20 protein-coding genes and 1 riboswitch are annotated in these 24,693 nt (G+C 69.8%); of the genes, 9 read left to right on the forward strand and 11 right to left on the reverse strand.

Annotated features, from left to right (window positions below):
• Nucleotides 1-44 precede the first annotated feature (44 nt).
• Complete coding sequence (locus tag CP970_RS14225) at nucleotides 45-1,070, reverse strand: SIS domain-containing protein (RefSeq protein ID WP_055551708.1); 1,026 nt, start codon at nucleotides 1,068-1,070, stop codon at nucleotides 45-47.
• 632 nt (nucleotides 1,071-1,702) lie between these two features.
• Between CP970_RS14225 and nagB the strand changes: the two genes are divergently transcribed.
• Nucleotides 1,703-2,488 (forward strand): glucosamine-6-phosphate deaminase, encoded by a 786-nt coding sequence (gene nagB, locus CP970_RS14230; protein WP_055551089.1) that lies wholly within the window; start codon nucleotides 1,703-1,705, stop codon nucleotides 2,486-2,488.
• 95 nt (nucleotides 2,489-2,583) lie between these two features.
• Here the strand turns inward: nagB and CP970_RS14235 are convergent, their stop codons facing one another.
• The 4 genes from CP970_RS14235 to CP970_RS14250 form a co-directional block, all read right to left on the reverse strand.
• A complete protein-coding gene (locus CP970_RS14235) occupies nucleotides 2,584-4,083 on the reverse strand; it encodes a glycoside hydrolase family 3 protein (protein WP_055551091.1) in 1,500 nt (499 codons plus the stop codon).
• Nucleotides 4,084-4,092: 9 nt separating this feature from the next.
• On the reverse strand, nucleotides 4,093-4,923 hold the full coding sequence (locus CP970_RS14240; protein ID WP_055551093.1) for a carbohydrate ABC transporter permease: 831 nt from the start codon (nucleotides 4,921-4,923) through the stop codon (nucleotides 4,093-4,095).
• Entirely contained in the window at nucleotides 4,920-5,909 is a 990-nt protein-coding gene (locus CP970_RS14245; RefSeq protein ID WP_055551150.1) for a carbohydrate ABC transporter permease, read from the reverse strand. Before CP970_RS14245 ends, CP970_RS14240 begins: the two co-directional genes overlap by 4 nt.
• A gap of 184 nt (nucleotides 5,910-6,093) precedes the next feature.
• A complete protein-coding gene (locus tag CP970_RS14250; RefSeq protein WP_055551095.1) occupies nucleotides 6,094-7,368 on the reverse strand; it encodes an extracellular solute-binding protein in 1,275 nt (424 codons plus the stop codon).
• Nucleotides 7,369-7,654: 286 nt separating this feature from the next.
• Between CP970_RS14250 and CP970_RS14255 the strand changes: the two genes are divergently transcribed.
• The 8 genes from CP970_RS14255 to CP970_RS14290 all read left to right on the forward strand — a co-directional run bounded on the left by CP970_RS14255 (nucleotide 7,655) and on the right by CP970_RS14290 (nucleotide 17,200).
• Nucleotides 7,655-8,437 (forward strand): GntR family transcriptional regulator, encoded by a 783-nt coding sequence (locus tag CP970_RS14255; protein ID WP_055551097.1) that lies wholly within the window; start codon nucleotides 7,655-7,657, stop codon nucleotides 8,435-8,437.
• Nucleotides 8,438-8,545: 108 nt separating this feature from the next.
• A complete protein-coding gene (locus CP970_RS14260; protein ID WP_055551099.1) occupies nucleotides 8,546-10,660 on the forward strand; it encodes a carbon starvation CstA family protein in 2,115 nt (704 codons plus the stop codon).
• Nucleotides 10,657-10,854: a CstA-like transporter-associated (seleno)protein gene (locus tag CP970_RS14265; RefSeq protein ID WP_055551101.1), complete on the forward strand. Its 198-nt coding sequence runs from the start codon at nucleotides 10,657-10,659 to the stop codon at nucleotides 10,852-10,854. Before CP970_RS14260 ends, CP970_RS14265 begins: the two co-directional genes overlap by 4 nt.
• Before the next feature lie 121 nt (nucleotides 10,855-10,975).
• Nucleotides 10,976-11,230 carry a DUF3311 domain-containing protein gene (locus tag CP970_RS14270; RefSeq protein ID WP_079043748.1) on the forward strand — a complete coding sequence of 85 codons (255 nt, stop codon included), beginning with the start codon at nucleotides 10,976-10,978 and terminating at the stop codon, nucleotides 11,228-11,230.
• Nucleotides 11,227-12,852: a monocarboxylate uptake permease MctP gene (gene mctP / locus CP970_RS14275; protein WP_055551105.1), complete on the forward strand. Its 1,626-nt coding sequence runs from the start codon at nucleotides 11,227-11,229 to the stop codon at nucleotides 12,850-12,852. Before CP970_RS14270 ends, mctP begins: the two co-directional genes overlap by 4 nt.
• An 86-nt stretch (nucleotides 12,853-12,938) precedes the next feature.
• A complete protein-coding gene (locus CP970_RS14280; protein ID WP_055551107.1) occupies nucleotides 12,939-13,433 on the forward strand; it encodes a GNAT family N-acetyltransferase in 495 nt (164 codons plus the stop codon).
• 75 nt (nucleotides 13,434-13,508) lie between these two features.
• A riboswitch (cobalamin riboswitch) is annotated at nucleotides 13,509-13,632 on the forward strand.
• Between the two features lie 128 nt (nucleotides 13,633-13,760).
• Nucleotides 13,761-16,178, forward strand: coding sequence for a ribonucleoside-diphosphate reductase subunit alpha (locus CP970_RS14285; protein WP_055551109.1), 2,418 nt, complete (start codon nucleotides 13,761-13,763; stop codon nucleotides 16,176-16,178).
• Complete coding sequence (locus tag CP970_RS14290; protein WP_055551111.1) at nucleotides 16,178-17,200, forward strand: ribonucleotide-diphosphate reductase subunit beta; 1,023 nt, start codon at nucleotides 16,178-16,180, stop codon at nucleotides 17,198-17,200. The genes CP970_RS14285 and CP970_RS14290 overlap by 1 nt, the downstream gene beginning before the upstream one ends.
• 66 nt (nucleotides 17,201-17,266) lie before the next feature.
• On the opposite strand, the gene CP970_RS14295 is transcribed toward CP970_RS14290, so the two are convergent.
• The 6 genes from CP970_RS14295 to CP970_RS14320 form a co-directional block, all read right to left on the reverse strand.
• Nucleotides 17,267-18,643, reverse strand: coding sequence for a bifunctional albaflavenone monooxygenase/terpene synthase (locus CP970_RS14295; protein ID WP_055551113.1), 1,377 nt, complete (start codon nucleotides 18,641-18,643; stop codon nucleotides 17,267-17,269).
• Nucleotides 18,640-19,752, reverse strand: a complete 1,113-nt coding sequence (gene cyc1 / locus CP970_RS14300) for an epi-isozizaene synthase (RefSeq protein ID WP_079043749.1) — start codon at nucleotides 19,750-19,752, stop codon at nucleotides 18,640-18,642. Before cyc1 ends, CP970_RS14295 begins: the two co-directional genes overlap by 4 nt.
• Before the next feature lie 302 nt (nucleotides 19,753-20,054).
• The gene (def, locus tag CP970_RS14305) at nucleotides 20,055-20,705 is read right to left on the reverse strand and encodes a peptide deformylase (protein WP_055551117.1); all 651 of its coding nucleotides are present in this window, start codon (nucleotides 20,703-20,705) and stop codon (nucleotides 20,055-20,057) included.
• Between the two features lie 63 nt (nucleotides 20,706-20,768).
• Nucleotides 20,769-21,749, reverse strand: coding sequence for a tetratricopeptide repeat protein (locus CP970_RS14310; RefSeq protein ID WP_055551119.1), 981 nt, complete (start codon nucleotides 21,747-21,749; stop codon nucleotides 20,769-20,771).
• A 201-nt stretch (nucleotides 21,750-21,950) separates the two neighbouring features.
• Nucleotides 21,951-23,198, reverse strand: coding sequence for an HD-GYP domain-containing protein (locus CP970_RS14315; protein WP_055551121.1), 1,248 nt, complete (start codon nucleotides 23,196-23,198; stop codon nucleotides 21,951-21,953).
• On the reverse strand, nucleotides 23,195-24,571 hold the full coding sequence (locus tag CP970_RS14320; RefSeq protein WP_055551123.1) for an HD-GYP domain-containing protein: 1,377 nt from the start codon (nucleotides 24,569-24,571) through the stop codon (nucleotides 23,195-23,197). Before CP970_RS14320 ends, CP970_RS14315 begins: the two co-directional genes overlap by 4 nt.
• Between the last annotated feature and the right edge of the window lie 122 nt (nucleotides 24,572-24,693).

A 24,693-nucleotide genomic window follows, 5' to 3' on the forward strand; every position in this document is an offset into this window, starting at 1 on the left:
GCGGCCCGTGCCGGGGTCCGCGGCGGCGCGGGCCGGTGGGCGGGTCAGCGCGTCTCCGTCACCTTCGCGAGGGCCCGTGGCGCGTCCGGGTCCTGCCCGCGCGCGATGGTCACCTCGTAGGCGAGCAGTTGCAGGGGGATGATCTCCAGGATCGGCTGGAGCTCTTCGGGTACGTCGTCGGTGGGCAGGACGAAACCGGCCGACGCCTGCTCGACCTGTGCCTTCGGGCCGATGACCACCAGGTCGGCGCCGCGGCCGCGCAGCCGGTCAAGGACGGGCTGGAGCGCCTCGCCACCCCGGCCGTCCGGCACGACCGCGATGACGGGCGAGATGTTGTCGACCATCGCGAGCGGGCCGTGCAGCAGATCGGCGCCGGAGTAGGCGAGCGCCGGGATGTAGCTGGTCTCCATCAGTTTCAGGGCCGCTTCCTTGGCGGTCGGATAGCCGTAACCACGGGAGGTGATCACCATGCGCTCCGCGAAGCGGTAGCGGGCGGCCAGGACCTTGACCTCGCCCTGCCTGTCGAGGAGTTGGGCCGCGAGGTCCGGCAGCAGCGCGGCGCCGGTGTCGCCGCCGGGCCCGGCGAGCCCTTCGACGAAGAGGTGGAGGGCGAGCAGAGCGGCGGTGTACGTCTTCGTCGCGGGGAGCGCCCTCTCCGGTCCCGCGAGGATGTCGATGTGGTGTTCGCAGACGGCGGCCAGGGGTGAATCCGGATTGTTGGTCACCGCGAGGGTGATCGCACCGGCCTCGCGCGCGGCCTGGGCGGAGGCCACCAGGTCGGGCGAGCCACCGGACTGACTCACGGTGACGACCAGGACGTCCCGCAGGTCGGGCTTGGCCCCGTAGGCCGTGATGGTGGACATCGAGGTGAGGCCGCAGGGCAGACCGAGACGCACTTCGAGGAGGTACTTCGCGTAGAGCGCGGCGTGGTCGGAGGTTCCACGGGCGGAGAGCAGGACGAAGCGGGGCTTCTTCTCGGCGACGAGCCGCGCGGTCTCCTGGATCTCGGGGGCGCCCGTGTCGAGGATGCGGCGCAGCACCTCGGGCTGCTCGGCCATCTCCCGGCACATGATCCGCCCCGGCAGCTCGCTCTGCGGGTCGCGCCCGCTCTGGGGGTGGTGCTCGCCCTGGGGATGGTGCCCACTCTGGGGGTGGTGCTCGCCCTGGGGGTGATGCCCACCCTGGGGATGGTGCTCGCCCTGGGGGTGGTGCCCACTCTGGGGGTGATGCCCACCCTGGGGATGGTGCCCGCCCTGCGGGTCGCGCCCGCCCTGGGCATGGTGCCCGCCCTGGGGATTGCCCTCACTCTGCGCATTGCCCCCGCCTTGCGCATTGCCCTCGCCCTGCGGGTGGCGCCCGTCCTGCGGAGTCATGGCGGTCATGCCTCCCACTCTCCCCGCTCGGAGCGCGGGGCGCCTCTGCTGCGGCCCGCCGCGTGACGGGGGGCGGGGACACCAAGGGCGCCAAGGGCAGGGGGGCGCCAAGGGCAAGGAGCGAAGGGCTGGGGGGCGCCAAGGGCAGGGCGCGAAGGCGGGAGGGATGTGGGGCGGGGTTCGCGTGGGGGTCGGGCGCTCGACGGGCGGAGGCGGTGTGGAGAGCCGAGCATGGACCGCAGGAATCGACTGTTCTGGCGGCGCAGCTCTGCTAGATTGGTCTATACCACCAGTCCTCTGAAGCCCCTCTCCAGATCGGCAGGCCCAGCGTGGAAGTTGTCATCGTCCCGGACGCCAAGGCAGGCGGCGAGCTCATCGCGGAGGCCATGGCCGCCCTGGTGCGCCGCAAGCCTGACGCCCTGCTCGGTGTCGCCACCGGATCCACCCCGCTGCCCATCTACGAGGCGCTGGCCGCCAAGGTCGCCGCCGGTGCCGTGGACGCCTCGCGTGCGCGCATCTGCCAGCTCGACGAATACGTCGGGCTGCCGGTCGGGCACCCCGAGTCCTACCGTTCCGTGGTCCTGCGTGAGGTCGTCGAGCCGCTCGGGCTCAGCGAGGCTTCCTTCATGGGCCCCGACGGCAGCGCGGAGGACGTGCAGGCCGCCTGCGAGGCATACGACAAGGCGCTCGCCGAGGCCGGTGGCGTGGATCTCCAGTTGCTCGGCATCGGGACCGACGGGCACATCGGGTTCAACGAGCCGTGCTCGTCGATCGCGTCGCGGACGCGGATCAAGACGCTGACGGAGCAGACGCGGGTGGACAACGCGCGCTTCTTCGACGGCGACATCGAGCAGGTCCCGCACCACGTCATCACCCAGGGGATCGGCACGATCCTGGAGGCGCGGCACCTGGTGCTGCTCGCCACGGGTGAGGGCAAGGCGGACGCGGTGGCCGCGACGGTCGAGGGGCCCGTGGCCTCCGTCGTACCGGCGTCCGCGCTGCAGCTGCACCGGCACGCCACGGTCGTCGTGGACGAGGCCGCGGCCTCCAAGCTGAAGCTCGCCGACTACTTCCGGCACACCTTCGTCAACAAGCCCGACTGGCAGGGTCTGTAAGGGAGACGCACGCAGACACGCGCAGACACGCAGACACGGAAGGGGCGCCCCCGCCAGGGGGCGCCCCTTCCCGCGTCGGTTGCCCGGCGCGGGTGTCAGCCGCCGATGACGACCTCCGCCGCCGCGGTCCCGCACACCCGTGCCGCACCCCGCGTGGCGATGTGCAGGGCGCCGATCGGGGCGGACTTGGGGACGCCCATCTCCACCACGACCGTGTCGGGGCGGGCCGAGACGAGGGTCTTCAGGGCGTCGGACATCCAGGCGTGCCGGTGGGCGTCGCGGACCACCGCGACGATGCGGCGCCCGCCCGCGGCCGCGAGCGCCTTCGCGCCCGCGCCGTCCCCGGAGAAGGTGCCCGACTCCGTGCCGGGGAAGGCGGCCGTCAGCTCGGCGGTGACGCCCCAGGGGGTCTCGTCGCCGACCGCGATGTTCGGCAGCGGGGAGAACGTGGCGACGTAGGGGGCCTCGGTGACCGGGGCCGCGTAGGTCTCGCCGCGGGTGACCGTCAGCGCGCGGCGGGCCGCGACGAGACCGATCTCGGTGTCGGGCGCGCCCCCCGAACGACTGGCCGCGCCCGACACCGAGGTCCAGCTCGCCAGCGCCCGTACGCGCTCGGCCGCGTCGGCGAGGCGTTCCTCGGGGAGTTCCCCGGTGCGTACCGCCTCGACGAAGGCGTCCCGCAGTCGCAGCACGGTCCCCTCGTCCGAGGGGCCGCCGCCGGTGCAGATCGCGTCGGCGCCCGCGGCGATGGCGAGCACGCAGCCGCGCTCGAAGCCGTACGTCCCGGCGATCGCGTGCATGTCCATGCCGTCGGTGACGATCAGGCCTTCGTAGCCGAACTCCCCGCGGAGCAGGTCGGTGAGGATGCGGCGGGAGAGCGTCCCCGGGTTGTCGGGGTCGAGGGCCGGGGCCAGGACGTGGCCGCTCATCACGGCGCGGGTGCCCGCGGCGATCGCGGCGCGGAACGGCGCCAGGTCACGGGAGTCGAGCACGTCCCTGCCGACGTCGATGAGCGGCACCGAGTGGTGCGAGTCGACCGCGGTGTCGCCGTGCCCCGGGAAGTGCTTGGCGGAGGTGGCGACGCCGGCCGACTGCATGCCCTCGACGTAGGCGGCGGTGTGCCGCGCGACGACGAGGGGATCGGATCCGAAGGAACGTACGCCGATGACCGGGTTGTCCGGGTTGGCGTTGACGTCCGCGGACGGCGCCCAGTTGAAGTTGATGCCGCAGGCGGCCAGGCGGCGGCCGAGGTCGGCGGCGACCTCACGGGTGAGGTCGGTGTCGTCGACGGCGCCGAGCGCGTGGTTGCCCGGGTAGGAGGAGCCGGTGCGCACCTCGAGGCGGGTGACGTCGCCGCTCTCCTCATCGATGGCGATCAGGAGGTCGTCGCGCTCGGCCTTCAGCTGCGCGGTGAGGGCGGCGACCTGCTCGGCGGTGCGCACGTTGCGGCCGAACAGACTGACGGAGGCGAGGCCTTCGCCGATCCGGTGGCGTACCCAGTCCGGCACGGCGGTGGTGCCGTCGAAGCCGGGCTGGAGAACGGTCAGGGCGTTGCGGGTGAGCGTGTCACCGGCGTGGGTCGTGGAAGTCGTCATGGTGCGGCGTTATCCCTTCACTGCGCCGTCGGTCAGGCCGCTCACGGCCCTGCGCTGCAGGAAGACGAAGAGGATCAGGATCGGGACGGCGAAGAGCGAGGCGGCCGCCATGGTGGCGCCCCAGTCGTCGCCGAATTGGGTCTGGAAGCTGGAGAGCCACACCGGCAGGGTCTTGGACTCGGCTTCCTTGTTGAGCACGAGGACCAGCGGGAACTCGTTCCAGGCGGTGATGAAGCCGAAGAGCGAGGTCGACATCAGGCCGGGCGCGAGCAGCGGCAGGATCACCCGGCGGAAGGCCTGCATGCGGGTGCAGCCGTCCACCATGGCGGACTCCTCCAGCTCCTTGGGCACCGCGGCGACGAAGCCGCGGAGCGTGAGGAGGGTGAAGGGCAGGATCATCACCATGTAGAAGAGGGTCAGCGGGATCAGGCTGTTCAGCATGTCCGCGTCGCGCACGATGATGTAGATCGCGATGACCATGACTTCCCACGGCGCCATCTGCGCCAGCATGAAGCCGATGATGAAGCCGCGCCGCCCCTTGAAGCGCATCCGGGCGAGGGCGAAGGCCGCGGTCACACCGATGATGAGCGAGAAGACCACCGCGAGCAGCGTGACGATGAGGGAGTTGCCCGCCATCGTCCAGAAGTGGTCGGCGTCCACCGCCGTCTTGAAGTGTTCGAAGGTGGCGTTGGTCGGGAACCAGACCGGGTCCTCGGCGATGATGTCGCCGGTCGGCTTGAAGGCCGTCGCGAACATCCAGTACACGGGGAAGACGCAGAAGATGAAGATGACGACAGCGACCAGGTTGGGCCACAGACGGCCCATCAGCGAGCGCTTCACAGCTCGTCCTCCTCTTGCTTGAGCACGATCCGCAGGTAGAACGAGGTGATGGCCAGCAGGATGACGATGGTGAGCAGCGCGATCGCCGCGCCCATGCCGAAGTGCTGGTTGCCCATGCCCTCGATGTAGGCGTAGACGGGCAGGATCTCGGTGAGCCGGTCGGGGCCGCCCTCGTTGATCGTGAAGACCTGGACGAACGCCTTGAAGACCCAGATGATCTCCAGGAACGTCGTGGCGTAGAGGAAGGGCCGCAGGTACGGCATCGTGACCTGGGTGAACTGCTTCCAGGCCCCCGCGCCGTCGAGGGACGCGGCCTCGTACAGCTCCTTGGGAATGGTCGTCGTGGCGGCGTACAGGTTGATCGCCACGAAGGGGATGGACATCCAGACGATCAGCAGCAGGACGACGAAGAAGGTCGAGGCCTGCGTGGCCAGCCAGTCGTGGTCGGCCATCGACTCGAAGCCGATCTTGGCGAGCACCCAGTTGACGACGCCGAAGCGCTGCGCGAACAGCCACTGGTAGACGGTGCTCGCCGCGACGACGGGCATCGCCCAGGCGAGCACGAGGCCGACCAGGAGGAAGGTGCGCATCTTCCGGCCGAGGCGCGCGAGCAGGAGTCCCACGAGCGTGCCGAGGACCATGATCAGCACGACGTTGACGGCGGTGAAGGCGACCGAGCGCCCGGTGACCCGCCAGAAGTCCTCGCCGGTGAGGACCTCCTTGTAGTTGTCGAATCCGTTCCACTCGGTCAAGTGCAGGATGAACTGCCGCATGTTGAGGTTCTGGAACGACAGGATCCCGTTGTTGACCAGCGGCCAGCCCAGCAACAGCAGGGTGACGATGATCGCGGGGGCAAGAAGCAGATAGGGCGTGACGCCGGTGAGACGTCCGGCGGATCTGCGCGGGCCCCCTGGTCGTGGCCCGCCGTCCGATGTCTGCACCTCCGTCGGGCCGGAGGGCGGCCGTTCGGTCTTCTGCACGGTCATGCTCGCCATCTCTTTCGTGGGCAACGCGAAGCGCTGGGGCCGTCCGGGGAACGCCGGGGTCGGCCCGGATATCGCCGGGGGGCAGCGCGGAGAACGCAGGGAACGCGGGGTGCGCGCAGTGCGCATGGTTACGCCGGGGGCAGCGGGGTCGTGTCACCCGCCGCCCCCGGCAGGGCACGCGTCCTTACTGCTTCTGCGCCAGGCGCTTGTTGAGCTCGCCCTCGACCTGCTTGGCGGCGGCGGCAGGCGACTTACCGTTGAGCACCGCGGTCATGTAGTTCTTGATCGGGTTCGGCGGGTTCTCGACCGCGCCCCACTCCGGGATCAGCGGGGTGGTGCCGCCGCCGGAGGTGGCGGGGGCCGCGGCCTCGGCGGCCGGGTTGCCCTTGAGGTTGGACTCCAGCGCCTTCTTGTTCGGGATCGTGCCGCCTTCCTTGGCGAACTGACCCTCGAACTTGTCGGACAGCGCGATCTTCAGGAACTCCTTGGCGAGGTCCTGCTTCTTGCTGGTCGCGGCGATGGCGAGGTTGGAGCCGCCGAGGAAGACACCCTCGGGCTTGTCGGCCGTGGCGCCGGGGATCGTGAAGAAGCCGATGTCCTTCTCGATCTTCGGGTTGGCCTTGATGGCGGTGGGGGCTTCCCAGCTCATGCCGATGAAGGCGCCGGTCTTGCCCTTGGCGAAGACCTCGGCCTGCTGCGGGGTGGCCTCGTCCTTGTTCTTCGGCGCCTTGGAGAGGTCCGCGAACTCCTTGTACGTGTTCATGGCCTTGACGACCTTCGGGTCGTCCAGGTTGGAGACGTACTTGTCGCCGTCCTTCTTGACGAGCTCGGCGCCCTCGCCGATGGTCAGGCCGACGAAGTGGTACCAGTTCTGGCCGGGCAGGTAGATCGGCTCGGCGTCGGTCTTCTCGCCGATCTGCTTGAGGTCCTTGAGGAACTCGGCGCGGGTCTTGGGAAGCTCCTTGATGCCGGCGTCGGCCCAGATCTTCTTGTTGTAGACCACGACGCGGTTGAGGACGAACCACGGGGCGGCGTACTGCTTGCCGTCGATGACCGAGGCCTTGTTCATCGACTCGGTCCAGTCGGCGCCGATCGACTTCTTGAGGTCGTCGAGCTCGGCGAGGCCACCGGTCTTGGCGTACGCGGCGGTCTGGGTGTTGCCGATCTCGAAGACGTCCGGCGGGTTCTCCTCGGAGAGGGCGGTGGTCAGCTTCTGCTGGATGCCGTTCCACTGCTGGACTTCGAACTTCAGCTTGGCGCCGGTCTTCTTCTCGAAGGCCGCCGTGACGTCCTTCTGCCACTTGTCCGGCGTCGAGCCGTCCATCGCCCAGAGCGTCAGCGTCTCGCCCTTGTAGCCGTCGGCGCCCCCGGCCTTACTGTCGTCGTCGCTACCGCCACAGGCCGCGACCGAGACCAACATGCCCGCGACACCGATGGCCGCTATGAGCTTGCGCTTCACGTCACCCTCCTCAAGGGATGCCAGTCAACCCCCCACCCGCAGCGACCAAATGGACCGAGATCTGCCCGTGGGACTGGAACCTGGTCTTTAATGGTGTAGACCAGTACGGGGAGCTTGGCCTAGACCTTTAGGGGTGTCAAGGGTGTATAAGAAGGGCTGTCGCGTCCGTTATCGGACCGACACCTGAGCAGGCGGAGTCTGCTCGGCCCGTACCGTGCCACGATGTGAGCCGCGACAGACGGAGGAGCCGGTGACGGCAGCAGCACAGGAGCCGGGAAGGCAGCCGATGGGCACCGAGACGGGTGGCACGGGGACCGATGTGGGCGCGCCCTCGGAGGGTGCGACAGTCGGCCGTACCGCACGCGTTCCCAAGTACTACCGCCTCAAGCGTCACTTGCTCGACATGACCGAAACGCTGCCCCCCGGCACCCCCGTCCCCCCGGAGCGTACGCTCGCCGCCGAGTTCGACACCTCTCGTACGACGGTGCGCCAGGCCCTCCAGGAGCTGGTCGTCGAGGGCCGCCTGGAGCGCATCCAGGGCAAGGGCACCTTCGTCGCCAAGCCGAAGGTCTCGCAGGCCCTCCAACTCACCTCGTACACCGAGGACATGCGGGCCCAGGGCCTGGAGCCGACCTCGCAGCTCCTGGACATCGGCTACATCACCGCGGACGACACCCTCGCGGGCCTGCTCGACATCAGCGCGGGCGGCCGGGTGCTCAGGATCGAGCGGCTGCGCCTGGCCAACGGCGAGGCGATGGCGATCGAGACGACCCATCTGTCCGCCAAGCGCTTCCCCGCACTGCGCCGCTCCCTGGTCAAGTACACCTCGCTCTACACCGCGCTCGCCGAGGTGTACGACGTGCACCTCGCGGAGGCCGAGGAGACCATCGAGACCTCGCTCGCCACCCCGCGCGAGGCGGGTCTGCTCGGCACCGACGTCGGCCTGCCGATGCTGCTCCTGTCCCGGCACTCCCTCGACGGCTCGGGGCAGCCGGTGGAGTGGGTGCGCTCGGTCTACCGCGGCGACCGGTACAAGTTCGTGGCCCGCCTCAAGCGCCCCACGGACTGATCCGGCCACCGGCCGACACTCGGCCGACACCCGCCCGGGGTCTGGCGCGGATCACTTCGCTGCTCTACGTTCCTCCCGTCATCGCATGATGAACGGGAGGACGCCCCGGTGCGCAGAGCAACTCCTCGATCCATCGTCATCTGGTCCCTCGTCGCGCTGATCGGCGCCGCGGGCTGGGCCGTCCTGGCACTCGCCCGCGACGAGGAGGTGTCGGCCGCCTGGATGGTGGCCGCGGCCCTCGGCACGTACGCCATCGCGTACCGCTTCTACTCCAAGTTCATCGCGTACAAGGTCCTCAAGGTCGACAAGTCGCGGGCGACGCCCGCCGAGCGGCTCGACAACGGCATCGACTTCCACCCGACCGACCGCCGGGTGCTCCTCGGTCACCACTTCGCCGCGATCGCGGGCGCGGGACCGCTGGTGGGGCCCGTGCTCGCCGCGCAGATGGGGTACCTGCCCGGCACCATCTGGATCATCGTCGGCGTGATCTTCGCGGGTGCCGTGCAGGACATGGTCGTGCTGTTCTTCTCCACCCGGCGCGACGGGAAGTCGCTCGGGCAGATGGCGCGCGAGGAGATCGGCCCGTTCGGCGGGGCCGCGGCGCTGCTCGCCACCTTCGCCATCATGATCATCCTGCTCGGGGTGCTCGCGCTCGTCATCGTCAACGCGCTCGCCGAGTCGCCGTGGGGCACCTTCTCCATCGCGATGACCATCCCGATCGCCCTGCTCATGGGCTTCTACCTGCGCGTACTGCGTCCGGGCCGGGTCAGTGAGGTCTCCCTCATCGGCATCGCCCTGCTGCTGCTCGCGCTGGTCTCCGGGCGCTGGGTCGCCGAGTCCTCGCTCGCGGACACCTTCACGCTGGCGCCTTCGACGCTGGTCATCTGGCTGGTGGCGTACGGCTTCATCGCCTCGATCCTGCCGGTGTGGATGCTGCTCGCGCCGCGCGACTACCTGTCGACGTTCATGAAGATCGGCACCATCGTGCTGCTCGCGCTCGGCGTGGTGATCACCCTGCCGACGCTGAAGATGGACCCGGTCACCGACTTCGCCTCGCGCGGCGACGGCCCGGTCTTCGCCGGATCGCTCTTCCCCTTCGTCTTCATCACCATCGCCTGCGGTGCCCTCTCCGGTTTCCACGCGCTGATCTCCTCGGGTACGACGCCGAAGATGATCCAGAAGGAGACGCAGGTCCGGATGATCGGCTACGGCTCCATGCTGATGGAGTCGGCCGTCGCGATCATGGCTCTCGTCGCGGCGAGCATCATCGACCCCGGCCTGTACTTCGCGATGAACGCACCGGCGGGCGTCATCGGCGACACCGTCCAGGAGGCGTCCAAGGCCGTCGCGGGCTTCGGGTACTCCATCTCACCGGCCGATCTGGCGCAGGCCGCCAAGAACGTCGAGGAGTCCTCGCTGCTCTCGCGCACGGGCGGCGCGCCCACCCTCGCGATCGGCGTCTCCGAGATCTTCTCGAAGGTCACCGGCGGCTCGATGCGGGCCTTCTGGTACCACTTCGCGATCATGTTTGAGGCGCTGTTCATCCTCACCGCGCTCGACGCGGGCACGCGCGTGGGCCGCTTCATGCTCCAGGACATGCTCGGCAACGTCTACAAGCCCTTCAGGAACGTGAGTTGGCGTCCCGGACTCGTCCTCACCAGCGCCGCGGTCACCGGCCTGTGGGGGTACTTCCTGTGGGTGGGCGTGCACGAGCCGCTCGGCGGGATCAACCAGCTCTTCCCGATCTTCGGCATCGCCAACCAGCTGCTCGCGGCCGTGGCACTCGCCGTCTGCACGACGCTCCTCGTGAAGTCCGGGCGCCTCAAGTGGGCCTGGATCACCGGGATTCCGCTGGTCTGGGACGCCACGGTCACGCTCACCGCGAGCTGGCAGAAGGTGTTCTCCAGCGATCCGCGCGTCGGCTTCTTCCAGCAGCGCTCGAACTACCAGGACGCGATCGACGCCGGAAAGGTCCTGCCGCCCGCCAAGACCATGGACGACATGCACACCGTGGTCACCAACTCCACGGTGGACGGCGTCCTTTCGGCCGCGCTCGCCCTGCTCATCGTCATCGTGATCGCCGACGCGGCCCGGATCTGCGTCAAGCACATCCGCGATCCCGCCGCCTCGCGCCTGAGCGAAGCGCCGTACGTGGAGTCGAAGTTGACGGCCCCCGCCGGACTGATCGCGACGCGCGAGGAGAAACGGGAGCTGATTCCATGACGTGGCTGCTGCGCGGCGCGCGCTGGATGCGGTGGTACGTCCGTGAGCTGACCGACGAGTCGGCGTACGAACGGTACGTGGCCCATATTCGCAGGGACCATCCGGCCGCAACTGTCCCCAGCCGCCGCACTTTTGAGCGTAAGCGGACAGATGGCCAGGAGTCGGACCCCCGACAGGGGTTCCGCTGCTGCTGAGCAGGCACATTGACGCACTGTTGACCCGTCCGTTATCCGGACGGGGGTTCCATAGATCAAGACTCTCGCTTAGATTTCCCGCACGTTAAAGGTGGGATAAGCGAGGGAGCGGAGCCGTGACATGTCAGATGCGCCTGAAGTGAGCCGACCGGTGGTCACACCGGTCCGGGTGGTCATCGCCCTCTGTCTCGTCGCGCCGTTCGTGGCGATGCTCTGGGTGAGTTCCTACGCGAAGATCGAACCGACCTTCATCGGCATCCCGTTCTTCTACTGGTACCAGATGCTGTGGGTGCTCATCTCCACGCTCCTGACGATGATCGCGTACAAGCTGTGGCAGCGTGACCAGCGCGCCCGTAAGGAAGGCGGGCGCTCATGAACGACGGAGTCAACGGCGTCGCGCTCGCCGTCTTCATCTTCTTCTTCATCGCCGTCACGGTGATGGGCTTCCTCGCCGCCCGCTGGCGCAAGGCCGAGACCGAGAGCCTGGACGAATGGGGCCTGGGCGGACGGTCGTTCGGCACCTGGGTCACCTGGTTCCTGCTCGGCGGCGACCTGTACACGGCGTACACCTTCGTGGCCGTCCCCGCGGCGATCTACGCGGCGGGCGCGGCCGGTTTCTTCGCCGTCCCGTACACGATCCTCGTCTACCCGCTGATCTTCACCTTCCTGCCGCGCCTGTGGTCGGTCTCGCACAAGCACGGGTACGTGACCACGTCGGACTTCGTCCGCGGCCGGTTCGGCTCCAAGGGGCTCTCACTGGCCGTCGCGGTCACCGGCATCCTCGCCACGATGCCGTACATCGCGCTCCAACTGGTCGGCATCCAGGCCGTCCTGGACGTGATGGGCGTCGGCGGAGGACCCGACACCAACTGGTTCGTCAAGGACCTGCCGCTGCTCATCGCCTTCGCGGTGCTCGCCGCCTACACGTACTCCTCGGGCCTGCGCGCCCCCGCGCTCATCGCGTTCGTGAAGGACGGCCTGATCTACCTCGTCATCATCGTCGCCATCATCTACATCCCCATCAAGCTCGGCGGCTTCGACGACATCTTCGCCAAGGCCGGTCACGCCTTCGAGCAGACCAACCCGGCCACCGACAAGCCGCGCGGCGCGCTCGCGCCGCCCGAGGCGGGCCAGTGGACGTACGCGACGCTGGCGCTCGGCTCGGCCCTCGCGCTGTTCATGTACCCGCACTCGATCACGGCGACGCTCTCCTCCAAGAGCCGCAACGTGATCCGCCGCAACACCACGATCCTGCCGCTGTACTCACTGATGCTGGGGCTGCTCGCGCTGCTCGGCTTCATGGCGATCGCGGCCGGGATCAAGGTCGACAACGGCCAGCTGGCGATCCCGCAGCTCTTCGAGGACATGTTCCCCGACTGGTTCACCGGCGTCGCCTTCGCCGCGATCGGCATCGGCGCGCTCGTGCCCGCCGCCATCATGTCCATCGCGGCCGCGAACCTCTTCACCAGGAACATCTACAAGGACTTCCTCAAGCCCGACGCGACGCCCGAGCAGGAGACCAAGATCTCCAAGCTGGTCTCGCTCCTGGTGAAGGTGGGCGCGCTGGTCTTCGTCCTGACCATGGACAAGACCGTCGCGATCAACTTCCAGTTGCTCGGCGGCATCTGGATCCTGCAGACGATGCCCGCGCTGGTCGGCGGCCTGTTCACCCGCTGGCCCCACCGCTGGGCGCTGCTCGCGGGCTGGGCGGTCGGCATGGTCTACGGCACGCTCGCGGCGTACGGCGTCGCCTCGCCCACGCAGAAGCACTTCGGTGGCTCGTCCGACACGATCCCCGGCATCGGTGAGATCGGCTACATCGGCCTCACCGCGTTCGTCCTGAACGTGATCGTGACCGTGGTCCTCACCTTCGCCCTGAAGGCGCTGAAGGCCCCCGAGGGCATCGACGAGACCTCGCCCGGGGACTACACGGCGGACGCGGGCGATCCCGGCGTGGTCCAGGACCTGCCGAAGGCGACGGCCGGCGCCGGGCACTGATCCCCTGACCCGCTCCTTCCACACCCGACATGGGCCGCCGGAAAACCGGCGGCCCATCGTCGTACCCCTGTTGCACACTTCGCCACATGGACATCACGATCAGAGACGCGCGCCCCGACGAGTACGAGGCGTTGGGCGACCTCACCGCGGGGGCATACCTCGACGACGGACATCTGAGCCTCGGGGCCGACGACCCCTACCTCTCGGTGCTGCGGGACGTGGCGGGACGCGCCGCGCAGACCGAGGTCCTGGTGGCCGCGGCCGACGAGGGGCCGCTCGGCTGCGTGGCCTTCGTCCCGTCCGGCGGGCCGATGGCCGACATCGCGCGGGCCGACCAGGCGGAGATCCGCATGCTGGCCGTATCCGCCGCGGCGCGCGGCAGGGGCGCGGGCGAGACCCTGGTGCGGGAGTGCCTGCGGCGCGCCAGGGACGCGGGCCGCACGGGGCTCGTCCTGTCCACCCAGCCCTCGATGCGTGCCGCCCACCGGCTCTACGAGCGCCTCGGCTTCGTACGGACCCCGGAGCGGGACTGGCAGCCGATCCCCGACCTGACGCTGCTGACCTACGAGTTGACGTTCTAGGACACTCTCCGCACCACCGGCCGTTCGGCGTCGACACAAGATGTGGGCCTGCTTCAGAAACCCGGCACAAGATGTATGCTCGTGCTCGCTGTCGTCGCAGGGGAATCCGGTGCAAGTCCGGAACTGTCCCGCAACGGTGTATGTGTACGTCTTTGTCGTACCCGCAAGTCCGAGGACCTGCCGGCAGCGCACCCGAGCCGTCCGGCCCGGGTGCCGACCGTCCGGGCCTCGTGGAGTGGGCCGGTGGACGCGGTACGCCGCCCTGCCCGGGTGCGCCCGTGCACCATTCCCTCCCCTGGCCCAGAGCCGAGCGAGGGAGAGCTCCACGTGACCATCGCGCCTGCCGAACCTGCGTCAGCGACGACCACGCCGACCGCCGAGGGTACCGACGCGCCAGGGACCGCGCTGCTGCGCACCCTGACCGACCTCACCGCCGACCTGCCCGACGCCGACGCGGGGCGGGTCGCCGCCGCCGCGCTGCGCGGCAGGTCGGCCCGGGCCGACGTGGCCGAGCTGCGGGAACTGGCGACCGAGGCGGCCGCGGGGCTCATCTCGGAGGACCCGGCGTACTCCAAGCTCGCCGCCAGGCTCCTGTCGATCGGCATCCGCGAGGAAGCGGCCACGCAGGGCGTGCGCTCCTTCACCGACTCCGTCGCGGTCGGCCACCGCGAGGGCCTGATCGCCGACCGCACGGCGTCCTTCGTCACCGAGCACGCGGCCCGGCTCGACGCGCTCGTGGACGCCGCGCTCGCGGACGGCGCGGACTTCCGCTTCGGCTACTTCGGCCTGCGCACCCTGCACAGCCGCTACCTCCTGCGCCACCCCATCACCCGGCAGGTCATCGAGACCCCGCAGCACTTCATGCTGCGCGTGGCGAGCGGCCTCGCGGAGACTGCATCTGATGCAAAGACAGCCAGCGCCCGCGCCCTGGACGAGGTCGCCGCGCTGTACGGCCTGATGAGCCGCCTGGACTACCTGCCGTCCTCGCCGACGCTGTTCAACTCCGGCACCCGGCACCCGCAGATGTCCTCCTGCTACCTCCTGGACTCCCCGCTCGACGAGCTCGACTCGATCTACGACCGCTACCACCAGGTCGCGCGGCTCTCCAAGCACGCGGGCGGCATCGGGCTCTCCTACTCCCGCATCCGCTCCCGCGGTTCGCTGATCCGCGGCACGAACGGGCACTCCAACGGCATCGTGCCGTTCCTGAAGACCCTCGACGCCTCGGTCGCGGCCGTGAACCAGGGCGGGCGCCGCAAGGGCGCGGCCGCGGTCTACCTGGAGACCTGGCACTCCGACATCGAGGAGTTCCTGGAGCTGCGCGACAACACCGGTGAGGACGCGCGCCGCACGCACAACCTCAACCTCGCGCACTGGATCCCCGACGAGTTCATGCGCCGGGTCGCCGCCGACCAGGACTGGTCGCTGTTCTCCCCGGCCGACGTGCCCGAGCTCGTCGACCTGTGGGGCGAGGAGTTCGACGCCGCCTACCGCGCGGCGGAGGCCGCGGGTCACGCGAAGAAGACCATCCCGGCCCGGGACCTGTACGGCCGCATGATGCGCACCCTCGCGCAGACCGGCAACGGCTGGATGACCTTCAAGGACGCCGCCAACCGCACCGCCAACCAGACGGCGGAGCCCGGCCACACGGTGCACTCCTCCAACCTCTGCACGGAGATCCTGGAGGTGACGGACGACGGGGAGACGGCCGTCTGCAACCTCGGCTCGGTCAACCTCGGATCGTTCGTACGCGAGGGTGACATCGACTGGGAGCGGCTCGACGAGACCGTCCGCACCGCCGTCACCTTCCTCGACCGCGTCGTCGACATCAACTTCTACCCGACCGAGCAGGCCGGGCGCTCCAACGCCAAGTGGCGCCCGGTGGGCCTCGGCGCGATGGGCCTCCAGGACGTCTTCTTCCAGCTGAAGCTGCCGTTCGACTCCCCCGAGGCGCGCGCCCTTTCCACCCGCATCGCCGAGCGCATCATGCTCGCTTCGTACGAGGCGTCCGCGGACCTCGCCGAGCGCAACGGCCCGCTGCCCGCCTGGGAGAAGACCCGCACCGCGCGCGGCGTCCTGCACCCCGACCACTACGGCGTCGAGCTGACCTGGCCGGAGCGCTGGGCGGCCCTGCGGGAGCGCATCGCCACGACCGGCATGCGCAACTCCCTGCTGCTCGCCATCGCGCCGACCGCCACGATCGCGTCCATCGCGGGTGTGTACGAGTGCATCGAGCCGCAGGTCTCCAACCTCTTCAAGCGCGAGACGTTGTCCGGCGAGTTCCTCCAGGTCAACGCCTATCTGGTGCAGGAGCTGAAGCGGCTCGGCGTCTGGGACGCGCAGACCCGTGAGGCGCTGCGCGAGGCCAACGGCTCCGTGCAGGGCTTCGGCTGGATCCCCGAAGAGGTCCGCGACCTGTACCGCACCGCGTGGGAGATCCCGCAGCGCGGCCTGATCGACATGGCGGCCGACCGCACCCCGTTCCTCGACCAGGCGCAGTCCCTGAACCTGTTCCTGGAGACGCCGACCATCGGCAAGCTCTCCTCGATGTACGCCTACGCCTGGCAGCGCGGCCTGAAGACCACGTACTACCTGCGTTCACGTCCGGCGACGCGCATCGCCCGCGCGGCCTCGGGCACGACCGCCCAGGCCGCCGCCCCGATCCCCGTCCAGCAGGCGACCCCCGACGCCGACGCGATCGCCTGCTCTCTTGAAAACCCCGAGTCCTGCGAGGCCTGCCAGTAATGAGCTCCACCACCAACTCCGAGAAGAACCTGCTCGACCCGGGCTTCGAGCTGACCCTGCGTCCCATGCGCTACCCGGACTTCTACGAGCGCTACCGGGACGCGATCAAGAACACCTGGACCGTCGAGGAGGTCGACCTCCACTCGGACGTCGCCGACCTCGCCAAGCTCTCGCCGGGCGAGCAGCACATGATCGGCCGTCTGGTCGCGTTCTTCGCGACGGGTGACTCGATCGTCTCCAACAACCTGGTGCTCACGCTCTACAAGCACATCAACTCCCCCGAGGCGCGGCTCTACTTGAGCCGTCAGCTCTTCGAGGAGGCCGTGCACGTCCAGTTCTATCTGACGCTGCTCGACACCTATCTGCCCGACCCGGAGGACCGCGCCGCCGCCTTCGACGCGGTCGAGGAGATCCCCTCGATCCGGGAGAAGGCCGAGTTCTGCTTCAAGTGGATCAACGAGGTCGAGAAGCTGGACCGCCTGGAGAGCAAGGCCGACCGCCGCCGCTTCCTGCTCAACCTCATCTGCTTCGCCGCGTGCATCGAGGGCCTGTTCTTCTACGGTGCCTTCGCGTACGTCTACTGGTTCCGCAGCCGCGGCCTGCTGCACGGCCTCGCGACCGGCACCAACTGGGTGTTCCGTGACGAGACGATGCACATGAGCTTCGCCTTCGACGTGGTCGACACGGTCCGCAAGGAGGAGCCCGAGCTCTTCGACGACGCGCTCCAGGAGCAGGTCACGGACATGCTCAAGGAGGCCGTCGAGGCCGAGCTGCAGTTCGCCCGCGACCTGTGCGGCGACGGCCTGCCCGGCATGAACACGGACTCGATGCGCGAGTACCTGCAGTGCGTCGCCGACCAGCGCCTGCAGCGGCTCGGCTTCGCGCCGGTCTACGGCTCGGAGAACCCGTTCTCCTTCATGGAGCTGCAGGGCGTGCAGGAGCTGACCAACTTCTTCGAGCGGCGGCCCTCCGCGTACCAGGTCGCGGTCGAGGGTTCGGTCTCCTTCGACGACGAGTTCTGAGTCTGGCGCAACCGGGTCCCGGTGTGCCCGCCCCGTCACGGGGGGTGGGGTGGGCACACCGCTCGTTCAGCGCGGATCGGCCCGCAGGACGAGCCGCTTGGGGTGCAGCGTGATGCCGATCTTGGTACCGGTATCGGTCTCCGCGACCGGCGTCAGGCGCCACTTCGGGATCACCGTGCCCAGGATCAGGGCCAGTTCAGCGAGGCTGAAGTGGTCTCCAGGGCACTTTCGGTTGCCGACACTGAACGGCATCATCGCGAACTCGGGGACGTCGGAGGCGCGTTCCGGATTCCAGCGGTCCGGGTCGAACTCCAAGTGCCGCTCGAAGGAACGCGGGTCGCGCTGCATCGCGTACACGCTGTAGACGATGTCGGCGTCCGCCGGAATGCGATAGCCGCCCAGCTCGGTTTCGGCCACGGACCTGCGGGTGAATATCCAAGCCGCGGGCCGTATACGCATGGCCTCCGTGACGACATTCCGGAGGTGCGGCAGCCCGCCCAGGTCGGCGAATGTGATCGCCCGCCCCTGCGCGACGGAATTTACCTCTTCAACCAATCGCCTTTCCTGCTCCGGGTATTCGGTCAGGAGATGGAACGCCCACGCCAGTGTCGAGGCCACATTCTCGGCTCCCGCGACGACCAGGGAAACCACGTGGTCGTGGATCTCCTGATCGGTTATGGGCGCCCCGGATTCGTCCGTGGCCCGCAGCAATTCCGCGAGCAGGTCGTCCGGGCCGCCGGGCCCGGCCGCACGGCGCTCCGCGACGATCTCGTCGACGAGCGCGTGCAGATCGGCGAGCGCGCGCTCGAAGCGCCGGTTGGCCGGGGTCGGCACCCGGTAGAGCGGCCCGACCGACAGCACCATCCGGCGGTAGAGGCCCTCGAAGACGGTGTGCAGCGACTCGCTGATGCGGTCCGCCTTCTCGCCGATGGAGTCGACCTCCAGGAGCGAGCGGGAGACGACGCGCACCGCCGTGCGGAACATCTCCGCGCTGACGTCGACGGTGCCGCCCGGCTGCCAGCGGGCCGCCGTGGCGCGCGCCTCCTCCTCCATCACCTTGGCGTAGTCAGCGATCCGCTCGGGCCTGAACGCGGGCTGCATCATGCGGCGCTGGCGCCGGTGCAGCTTGCCGTTGCTGGTCGCCACGCCCTTGCCGAGGAGCACTTCCAGGGTGTCCCAGAGCGGTCCGCCGACGATGTACTCGGGGTTCTTCAGGAGGGCGCCGACCAGTTCCGGATCGCACACCGCGTACGCCGTCTTGGGCCCCAGCCTGATCCGTACGAGATCCCCATGGTCACGCAGATCGGCGAGGAAGCCCAGTGGGTCACGCACCAGGTTCCAGGCGTGGCCGAGCAAGGGCGCGCCCCCGGCGACGAGCGGCGGGGTGCGCAGCGGGCCCGGTCCTGAAGCGGCGGGGGCGGGTATTGCGGATTCGACGCTCATTCCTCACCAACCAGTTTGTTTTCCGCCACGGTGCCTTCCGTGACGTAGGGGGGTATGGATCGGTCGTCCCAGCTGTCCACGCGATAGCGGCCGGATTCGTGATGGAACCAATAAACGGAAGAGAACCAGTTCCGCATGTTGAAGACGCAGGATTCCACCGCGTCCGCGAGATTCCGTCCCTCGGCACTGCCGTCCGCCAATTGGGCGGCGAATGAATGCACTTCCTCCTCCGCCGCCAGGAATTCCGTGACGCATCGCGTGACGCGCCTGTGGACCTCCGCCACGGCCTGTTCGAGCGTCATTCCCTCATGGTGGATGAGGCTGATCCCGAGATTGTGCAGTTCGTCTCCCGCGAGTTCTTTCGGGAGTGAGCACAGGTCGTTGTACCAGGCCGAGAAGTCCTGGGTCGCGAGGGCCGCCCGCCGGTATGCGGGGTGTTTCCGCACGGGGCGCGGCAGTTCGCGGCGCGCGGTGGGTTCGAGCAGGTCGATCCACGCCCAGTGCGCGAACGTGAGGCGGCGCAGCTCGACGTACGCCTCGACCGTGGGCACCGTGCCGGTGCGCCGGTTCCTGAACTCCTCGTCGTACGCGTCGATCACCGGGTGGAAGTGCCGGGCGAACCTGGCGTTCCAGCTGGGGCCGAGGAACGCGTAGAGCCGCAGGACGCAGTCGGCGAACCCCGCGACCAACGGGTCCCTGTGGTCCAGGTACGGGCGAGGTTCGTTGAGGGCCCCGTGCAGGCCCCGGCACAGCCACCGCCACTGTGCCGTCCTGCCGTGCACCGAGTCCCTGTCGTGCCGGTCGTCCCATGCGAAGAACCAGCTGCTGAGGTCCGCTATCGCGGTGAGCAACTCGTCCGGCGCGCCAATGTAGTAGCCCGCCACCAGGTCGGTGTAGCACAGGCTGTCCGCGTACCGCTCGACCTTGTCCGGGGGCATGAGCCGCATTTCGCGGAGCCAGGTCCTGGACTTCTCCTGAAGCTTTGGCCAATACGGGTGCAGACGGCGAGGAAACGCTGCCTCGATCACCGGAACGGCCAGCGCCGGTGGGACCGATACCGTCTGTGTGTGTGGCTGTGTCTGTGAAGTGCTCCCGGAATATGCAGGCACGGACGAACCCCTTTCAGCCGCTTGAGGACGCACGCCCCTCCCGCCGTGCCGGGCGCGCGCCGTTGCGTATCCCCGCGCTTTCCATTCAGCACCACAACTGACCGTTCAGGGAACAGATTTGCGCCATTCACTACCCCCCTGTGCCGAGAACATCCCCTTACATGACTGAATATGGATCACCAGCAGCTGATTTTGCTCGCACATCCGATCGGCTCACGACAACGGCCCCTGGTCGGGGAGTAGTTCCCGACCAGGGGCCGCTCGTGTCACGCGGTTCCCACGCCTCTCAGGCGTCGCGTGCGTCAGTCGTTCGGCACCACCGGGTAGCGCGGCGTGCCCTCTTCCATCTGCCGCAGCGCGTCCTTGCGCTCCCGCTTGGAGAGACGGTCGATGTACAGGTAGCCGTACAGGTGGTCCGTCTCGTGCTGCAGGCAGCGCGCGAAGTAGCCCGTACCCCGCACCTTGATGGGGTTGCCCTTCTCGTCCTGCCCCGTGACCTCCGCGTAGTCGGGGCGGGCGAGGGGGGCGTAGGCGGTCGGCACGGAGAGGCAGCCCTCGCCCGAGTCGTCCAGGCTGCGCCGCTCCGCGGGCAGCTCCTGGACGACGGGGTTGCAGACCACGCCGACGTGGCGCACGCCCTCGTCGTCCATGCAGTCGTAGACGAACACCTTCAGGTCGACGCCGACCTGGTTGGCGGCCACGCCCACGCCCTGCGCGACGCGCTGGGTCGCGAACATGTCGTCGATCAGCTTCGCGAGCTCGTCGTCGAAGGCCGTGACGTCCTTGCACTCCTTGTGCAGGACCGGATTGCCGACGACGGTGATCGGCCGGGACGAGCCGCGCTCGCGGTAGGCCGTCTCGCGCTCCTCGCAGTCCTCCGTGTCGATGACGAAGCCCTCGTCGTCGACGGGGAGCACCCCGTCGGAGAACTGCTGCTCAGTGTCCTGCGCCATGTCCGCCGTACGCCTTCCTTGAAGCCCTCAAGAGTTTGTGCCGGTACAGCCTACGGCGAAGCGTCAGCAGACCTCTTCGAGATCCCGCCAGTCGCGGGAGTCCGGGCTGTCCGCCACCCAGCCGTCGAGCAGACCGCGCACCAGGCCCGCGGGCGCCGCGATGCCGCACTCGCGCTCGGGCACCCAGACCGCTCCCGGGCTGCGGTGGCCGAGCGGGCCCGGGTGGCCCGGCTCGCTGTGGTCGTGCGGGTCCAGGTGCTCGCCGTCGCCCTCGTCGCTCGGCATCCGGGACTCGGAGCACATCCGGCAGAGCAGCCGTACGGAGGACGACCAGTCCTCGGCGGCGAAGCCCGCGTCGGAGGCGAGCTGCTCCAGGGCGTCCCTGTCGGCCTCGGTGGCGGCCTCCAGGAGCACCACCCAGGTCGGCACGGGCGAGGGCGCCCAGAGCTCGATCTCGTCGAAGACGGGGTAGGAGTGCCCGGCCGCCGTGGTCCGCTCGCCGTGCGGGACGCCGTCGTGCAGCACGACCTCGCCCCAGCGGCGCCCGGACGAGGGCAGCGGGATGGACAGGAGCTCGATGCGTGCCGGGTCGAGCCTGCGGCCCCACACGACCTCGGCCTCGCCCTCCGGCGAGAGCCGCACGGCCGCGCTGCCGAGGTCCATGCCCGTCGGCTCGCCGGACGCCGCGACCCCGCCGGGCACCTTCAGGCCGTACGCCTGCCAGGCGCGGCGGGCCAGCGGCCAGTCCTGGAGGGCGGTCGCCGCGATGCCGACGTTCCACCAGTCGGGGGCGCCCGCCGACCGGTCCAGGAGCGCGACGGCGCGCAGCCCGGCGGCCCGCGCCTGCTCCCAGTCGTGCCGGAACTTGTGCAGGAGCGCGAGATTGAACCAGGACTCGGACAACCAGGGTTCGAGATCCGCCGCGCGCGTGAGCAGTGCCCCCGCGTCCTCGTACCGGCCGTCGCCGATCAGCGTGAACGCGCGGTCGGTCGCCTGCCGCCATGAGGCGGAGGGCCGGTGCCGTCCCTTGCCGAAGATCCTCACGATTCCCGCCTGATTCCCGCCTGTCACGATTTCTTGAAGACACATCCTCCGAGGGCGCGGCGTCGGGGTCCGTGCCCCCGTGCACCCTCTTCTTCGCATCCAACCACGTACGGTCGGACGCCCGCTCATTACCCATGGGTTACCCAGCCCGGCACCACCTCAGGCCCGCCCGTTCCCTGCTGTCGCGCGGCCCGGACACCCTTAGGGGCCGCCCCGCCTGGACAGCACCCGTGCGAGGGACTCCACGACCTCCGCCTGGTAGTCGCGCCCGGTGGCCAGGCGCAACCGCTCCAGGGCCCGCAGCGGGCCGTCGAGCGATCCCCTGGGTCCTTCTCCCCGCGCCATCTCGTCGTACGCGTTCGCGGTGCGCACAATTCGCGCGGTGAGCGGCTGGTCGCGGTACGGATCCGCCTGGCGCTCCACGACGACGGCGACCGCCGAGTCCACCCCGGTCTGGCGCACCACGGCCCCGCCCAGCAGGGCTATCCGGCGCTGTTCCGTCTCGGGGAGGGCCGCGGTGGCGCCCGCGGGGACCGGGTCGACCAGGGAGAGCTGGCCGATGTCGTGCATCAGCGCCGCGTGCTCCAGGACGACGAGGTCGGGCTCGGACAGACCGAGGTCGCGCCCCACGGCCCTGCTGAGCCCGGCGACCCTGCGGGCGTGCCCCTGGGGGGTGTATCCGGCGATCTCCGTCGCCCTGGCCAGGGACGCGATGGTCTGCCGGTAGGTCGCGCGGACGGCCGCGTACCGCCGGAAGGACAGCTGGGTGAGCAGCAGCGGAACGCTGAACACCGGCAGCGCCCAGAGCCCCGCCACGGCCACCGCGAGCGCCATCACCGCGCCCGTCGCGCACACCGCGGAGCCGATGCCGAGCATGGCCCGCAGCTCGTCCCGCAGGAGCGGGCCGAACGGCCATCCTGTGCGGGCGCGCGCCGTCGTCGCGGCGAGCACGGCGTCGCAGAGCGCGGTCAGGACGAGCAGCGCGACGATGACGAGCGCGAAGTACGGACCGTGGCCGACCCACTCCTTCAACTTCCCCGAGTTGTACAGGGGTTGGAAACAGACGGCGGCGAACGCGACGGTCAGCACGCGGCGCGCCATGTGGTCGGGCGATGGCCCCTTGCCGAGCGCCACGTGCGGCACGGCGCCGACCAGCGCGGCCGCGACGACCACGGCGATCACCTGCGGGGCGCCGTGGTGCGTGGGCTGCCCGGCGTTCTCCCCGAGCAGGGCGTACGCCAGGGCCCCCGCGGCCCCGAGCGGCGCGGGCTCCCGGTCCCGCACGCTCCCCCACCGGGCCAGCTCCCCGAGCGCGACGAGCACCCCGAAGGCGAACGCGACGCGCCCTTCGGTGATGCCGTGCCAGAGGGTCCACCCGAGGGAGCCCACGGCGAGACAGGACGCCACTGCCGTGCCCACGGTGCCGAGCGAGGGAACGGAGGCACTCACCCCGACACCGAGCCAGGCACCGCGGGCGCGGGCAGAACCGGCGCGGACGGCACCGCGCCACCGGGGGCAGGAACGTCAGAGGTGACCTCGGGATGCCACCCGTACCGCTCGAGCGCCCGCGCCAACGCCCCGACCATCGCGGGATCGAACTGCGCCCCCGCACACCGGGCGAGCTCCTCCAGGGCCACCGGCACCGGCCGGGCCCGCCGATAGGACCGCGTGGACGTCATCGCGTCGAACGCGTCCGCGACGGCCACCACCCGCGCGGACTCGGGGATCTGCGCCCCGGCGAGGCCGTACGGATACCCGCTCCCGTCGATCCGCTCGTGGTGGTGCAGGATCGCCGCCCGCGCGTCGCCCAGGAATCCGATGCCGCGCACCATCTCGTGTCCGTACTCGGGATGCAGCTCGATGACGCGGCGCTCCTCCGGTGTCAGGGGTCCGTCCTTGCGCAACAGCCGGGTGGGTACGCCGAGTTTGCCGACGTCGTGCAGGATGCCCGCGAACCGGAGCACCTCCACGCGCTCGTCGCCCATGCCCAGCTCCCTGGCGATGAGCACCGAGGCGCGGCCGACCCGTTCGCTGTGGCCGCGGGTGTACTTGTCCTTGAGGTCGACGGCCTGCACGAGCGCCCTGATGGTGGCCTGGTGGGCGGCCCGCTCACGGTGGTACTGCGCGAACACCCAGCAGGAGACGCCCATCGGAAGCAGCACGAGCAGCCCGGCCGCCGGGCCGTAGGGGCTGGTCCACAGGACCGCCATCATCAGCCCGGCGAGGCCGTGCACCGCGACGGGCGCGAGCGCGCGCGGGAAGAGCCCCCGCCAGGCGAGCCGCACCGGCACCCGCTCGGCGGTCACGGCGACCCCGCCGTCCAGGGCCGCGAGCACGGCGGAGAACGCTAGCACGGCGGCTCCCGCGGGCCCCAGGACGTACGGGAAGTCGGGCGCCGCGCAGGCCCCGGGACCGCCGAGCGCGCCGAACACGCGGGCCGCCACCCAGGCGGCGACGGCGAGTTGGGCCGCGCGCCAGAGCCTGCGCACCCATCGCGGATGCCGCTCGACGCGGGCGAGCAGCGCGCCGGGCACGGCGACGAGGGCGGCGGCCGACGGCGGCAGCAGGAACACCCCGGCGAGCAGCACGGGGAAGAAGGTGCCGAGGCCGCGCGGGGCCCGGCGGCCGACGAAGCGGCACCGGGTGATCTGCTCGCACCCGGCGTAGAGCACCGCGAGCAGGGCGACGGCGGGCCACGGCGTGCGCGCGCCGAGCGCGGGCAGACCGGGCACGGGCGCGCCGAACGCGGGCACGGCGCAGGCGGCGCCCGTCAGGGCGACGCACAGGATGTACACGCGGGCCCGCGCCGGCACCGACCGCATGGAGTTCTCCTCACCGTTCCAGTTCCGGAGAGTAGAGCGGTGGCATCGCGGCCAGCGCCCGGCAGCCGTGAATTAGCACGTTCGAGTGACCGAAGGGGAGAACGGGGAGAACGAGGGCGGGC

It is taken from the genome of Streptomyces kanamyceticus (assembly GCF_008704495.1).
Lineage (GTDB): Bacteria > Actinomycetota > Actinomycetes > Streptomycetales > Streptomycetaceae > Streptomyces > Streptomyces kanamyceticus.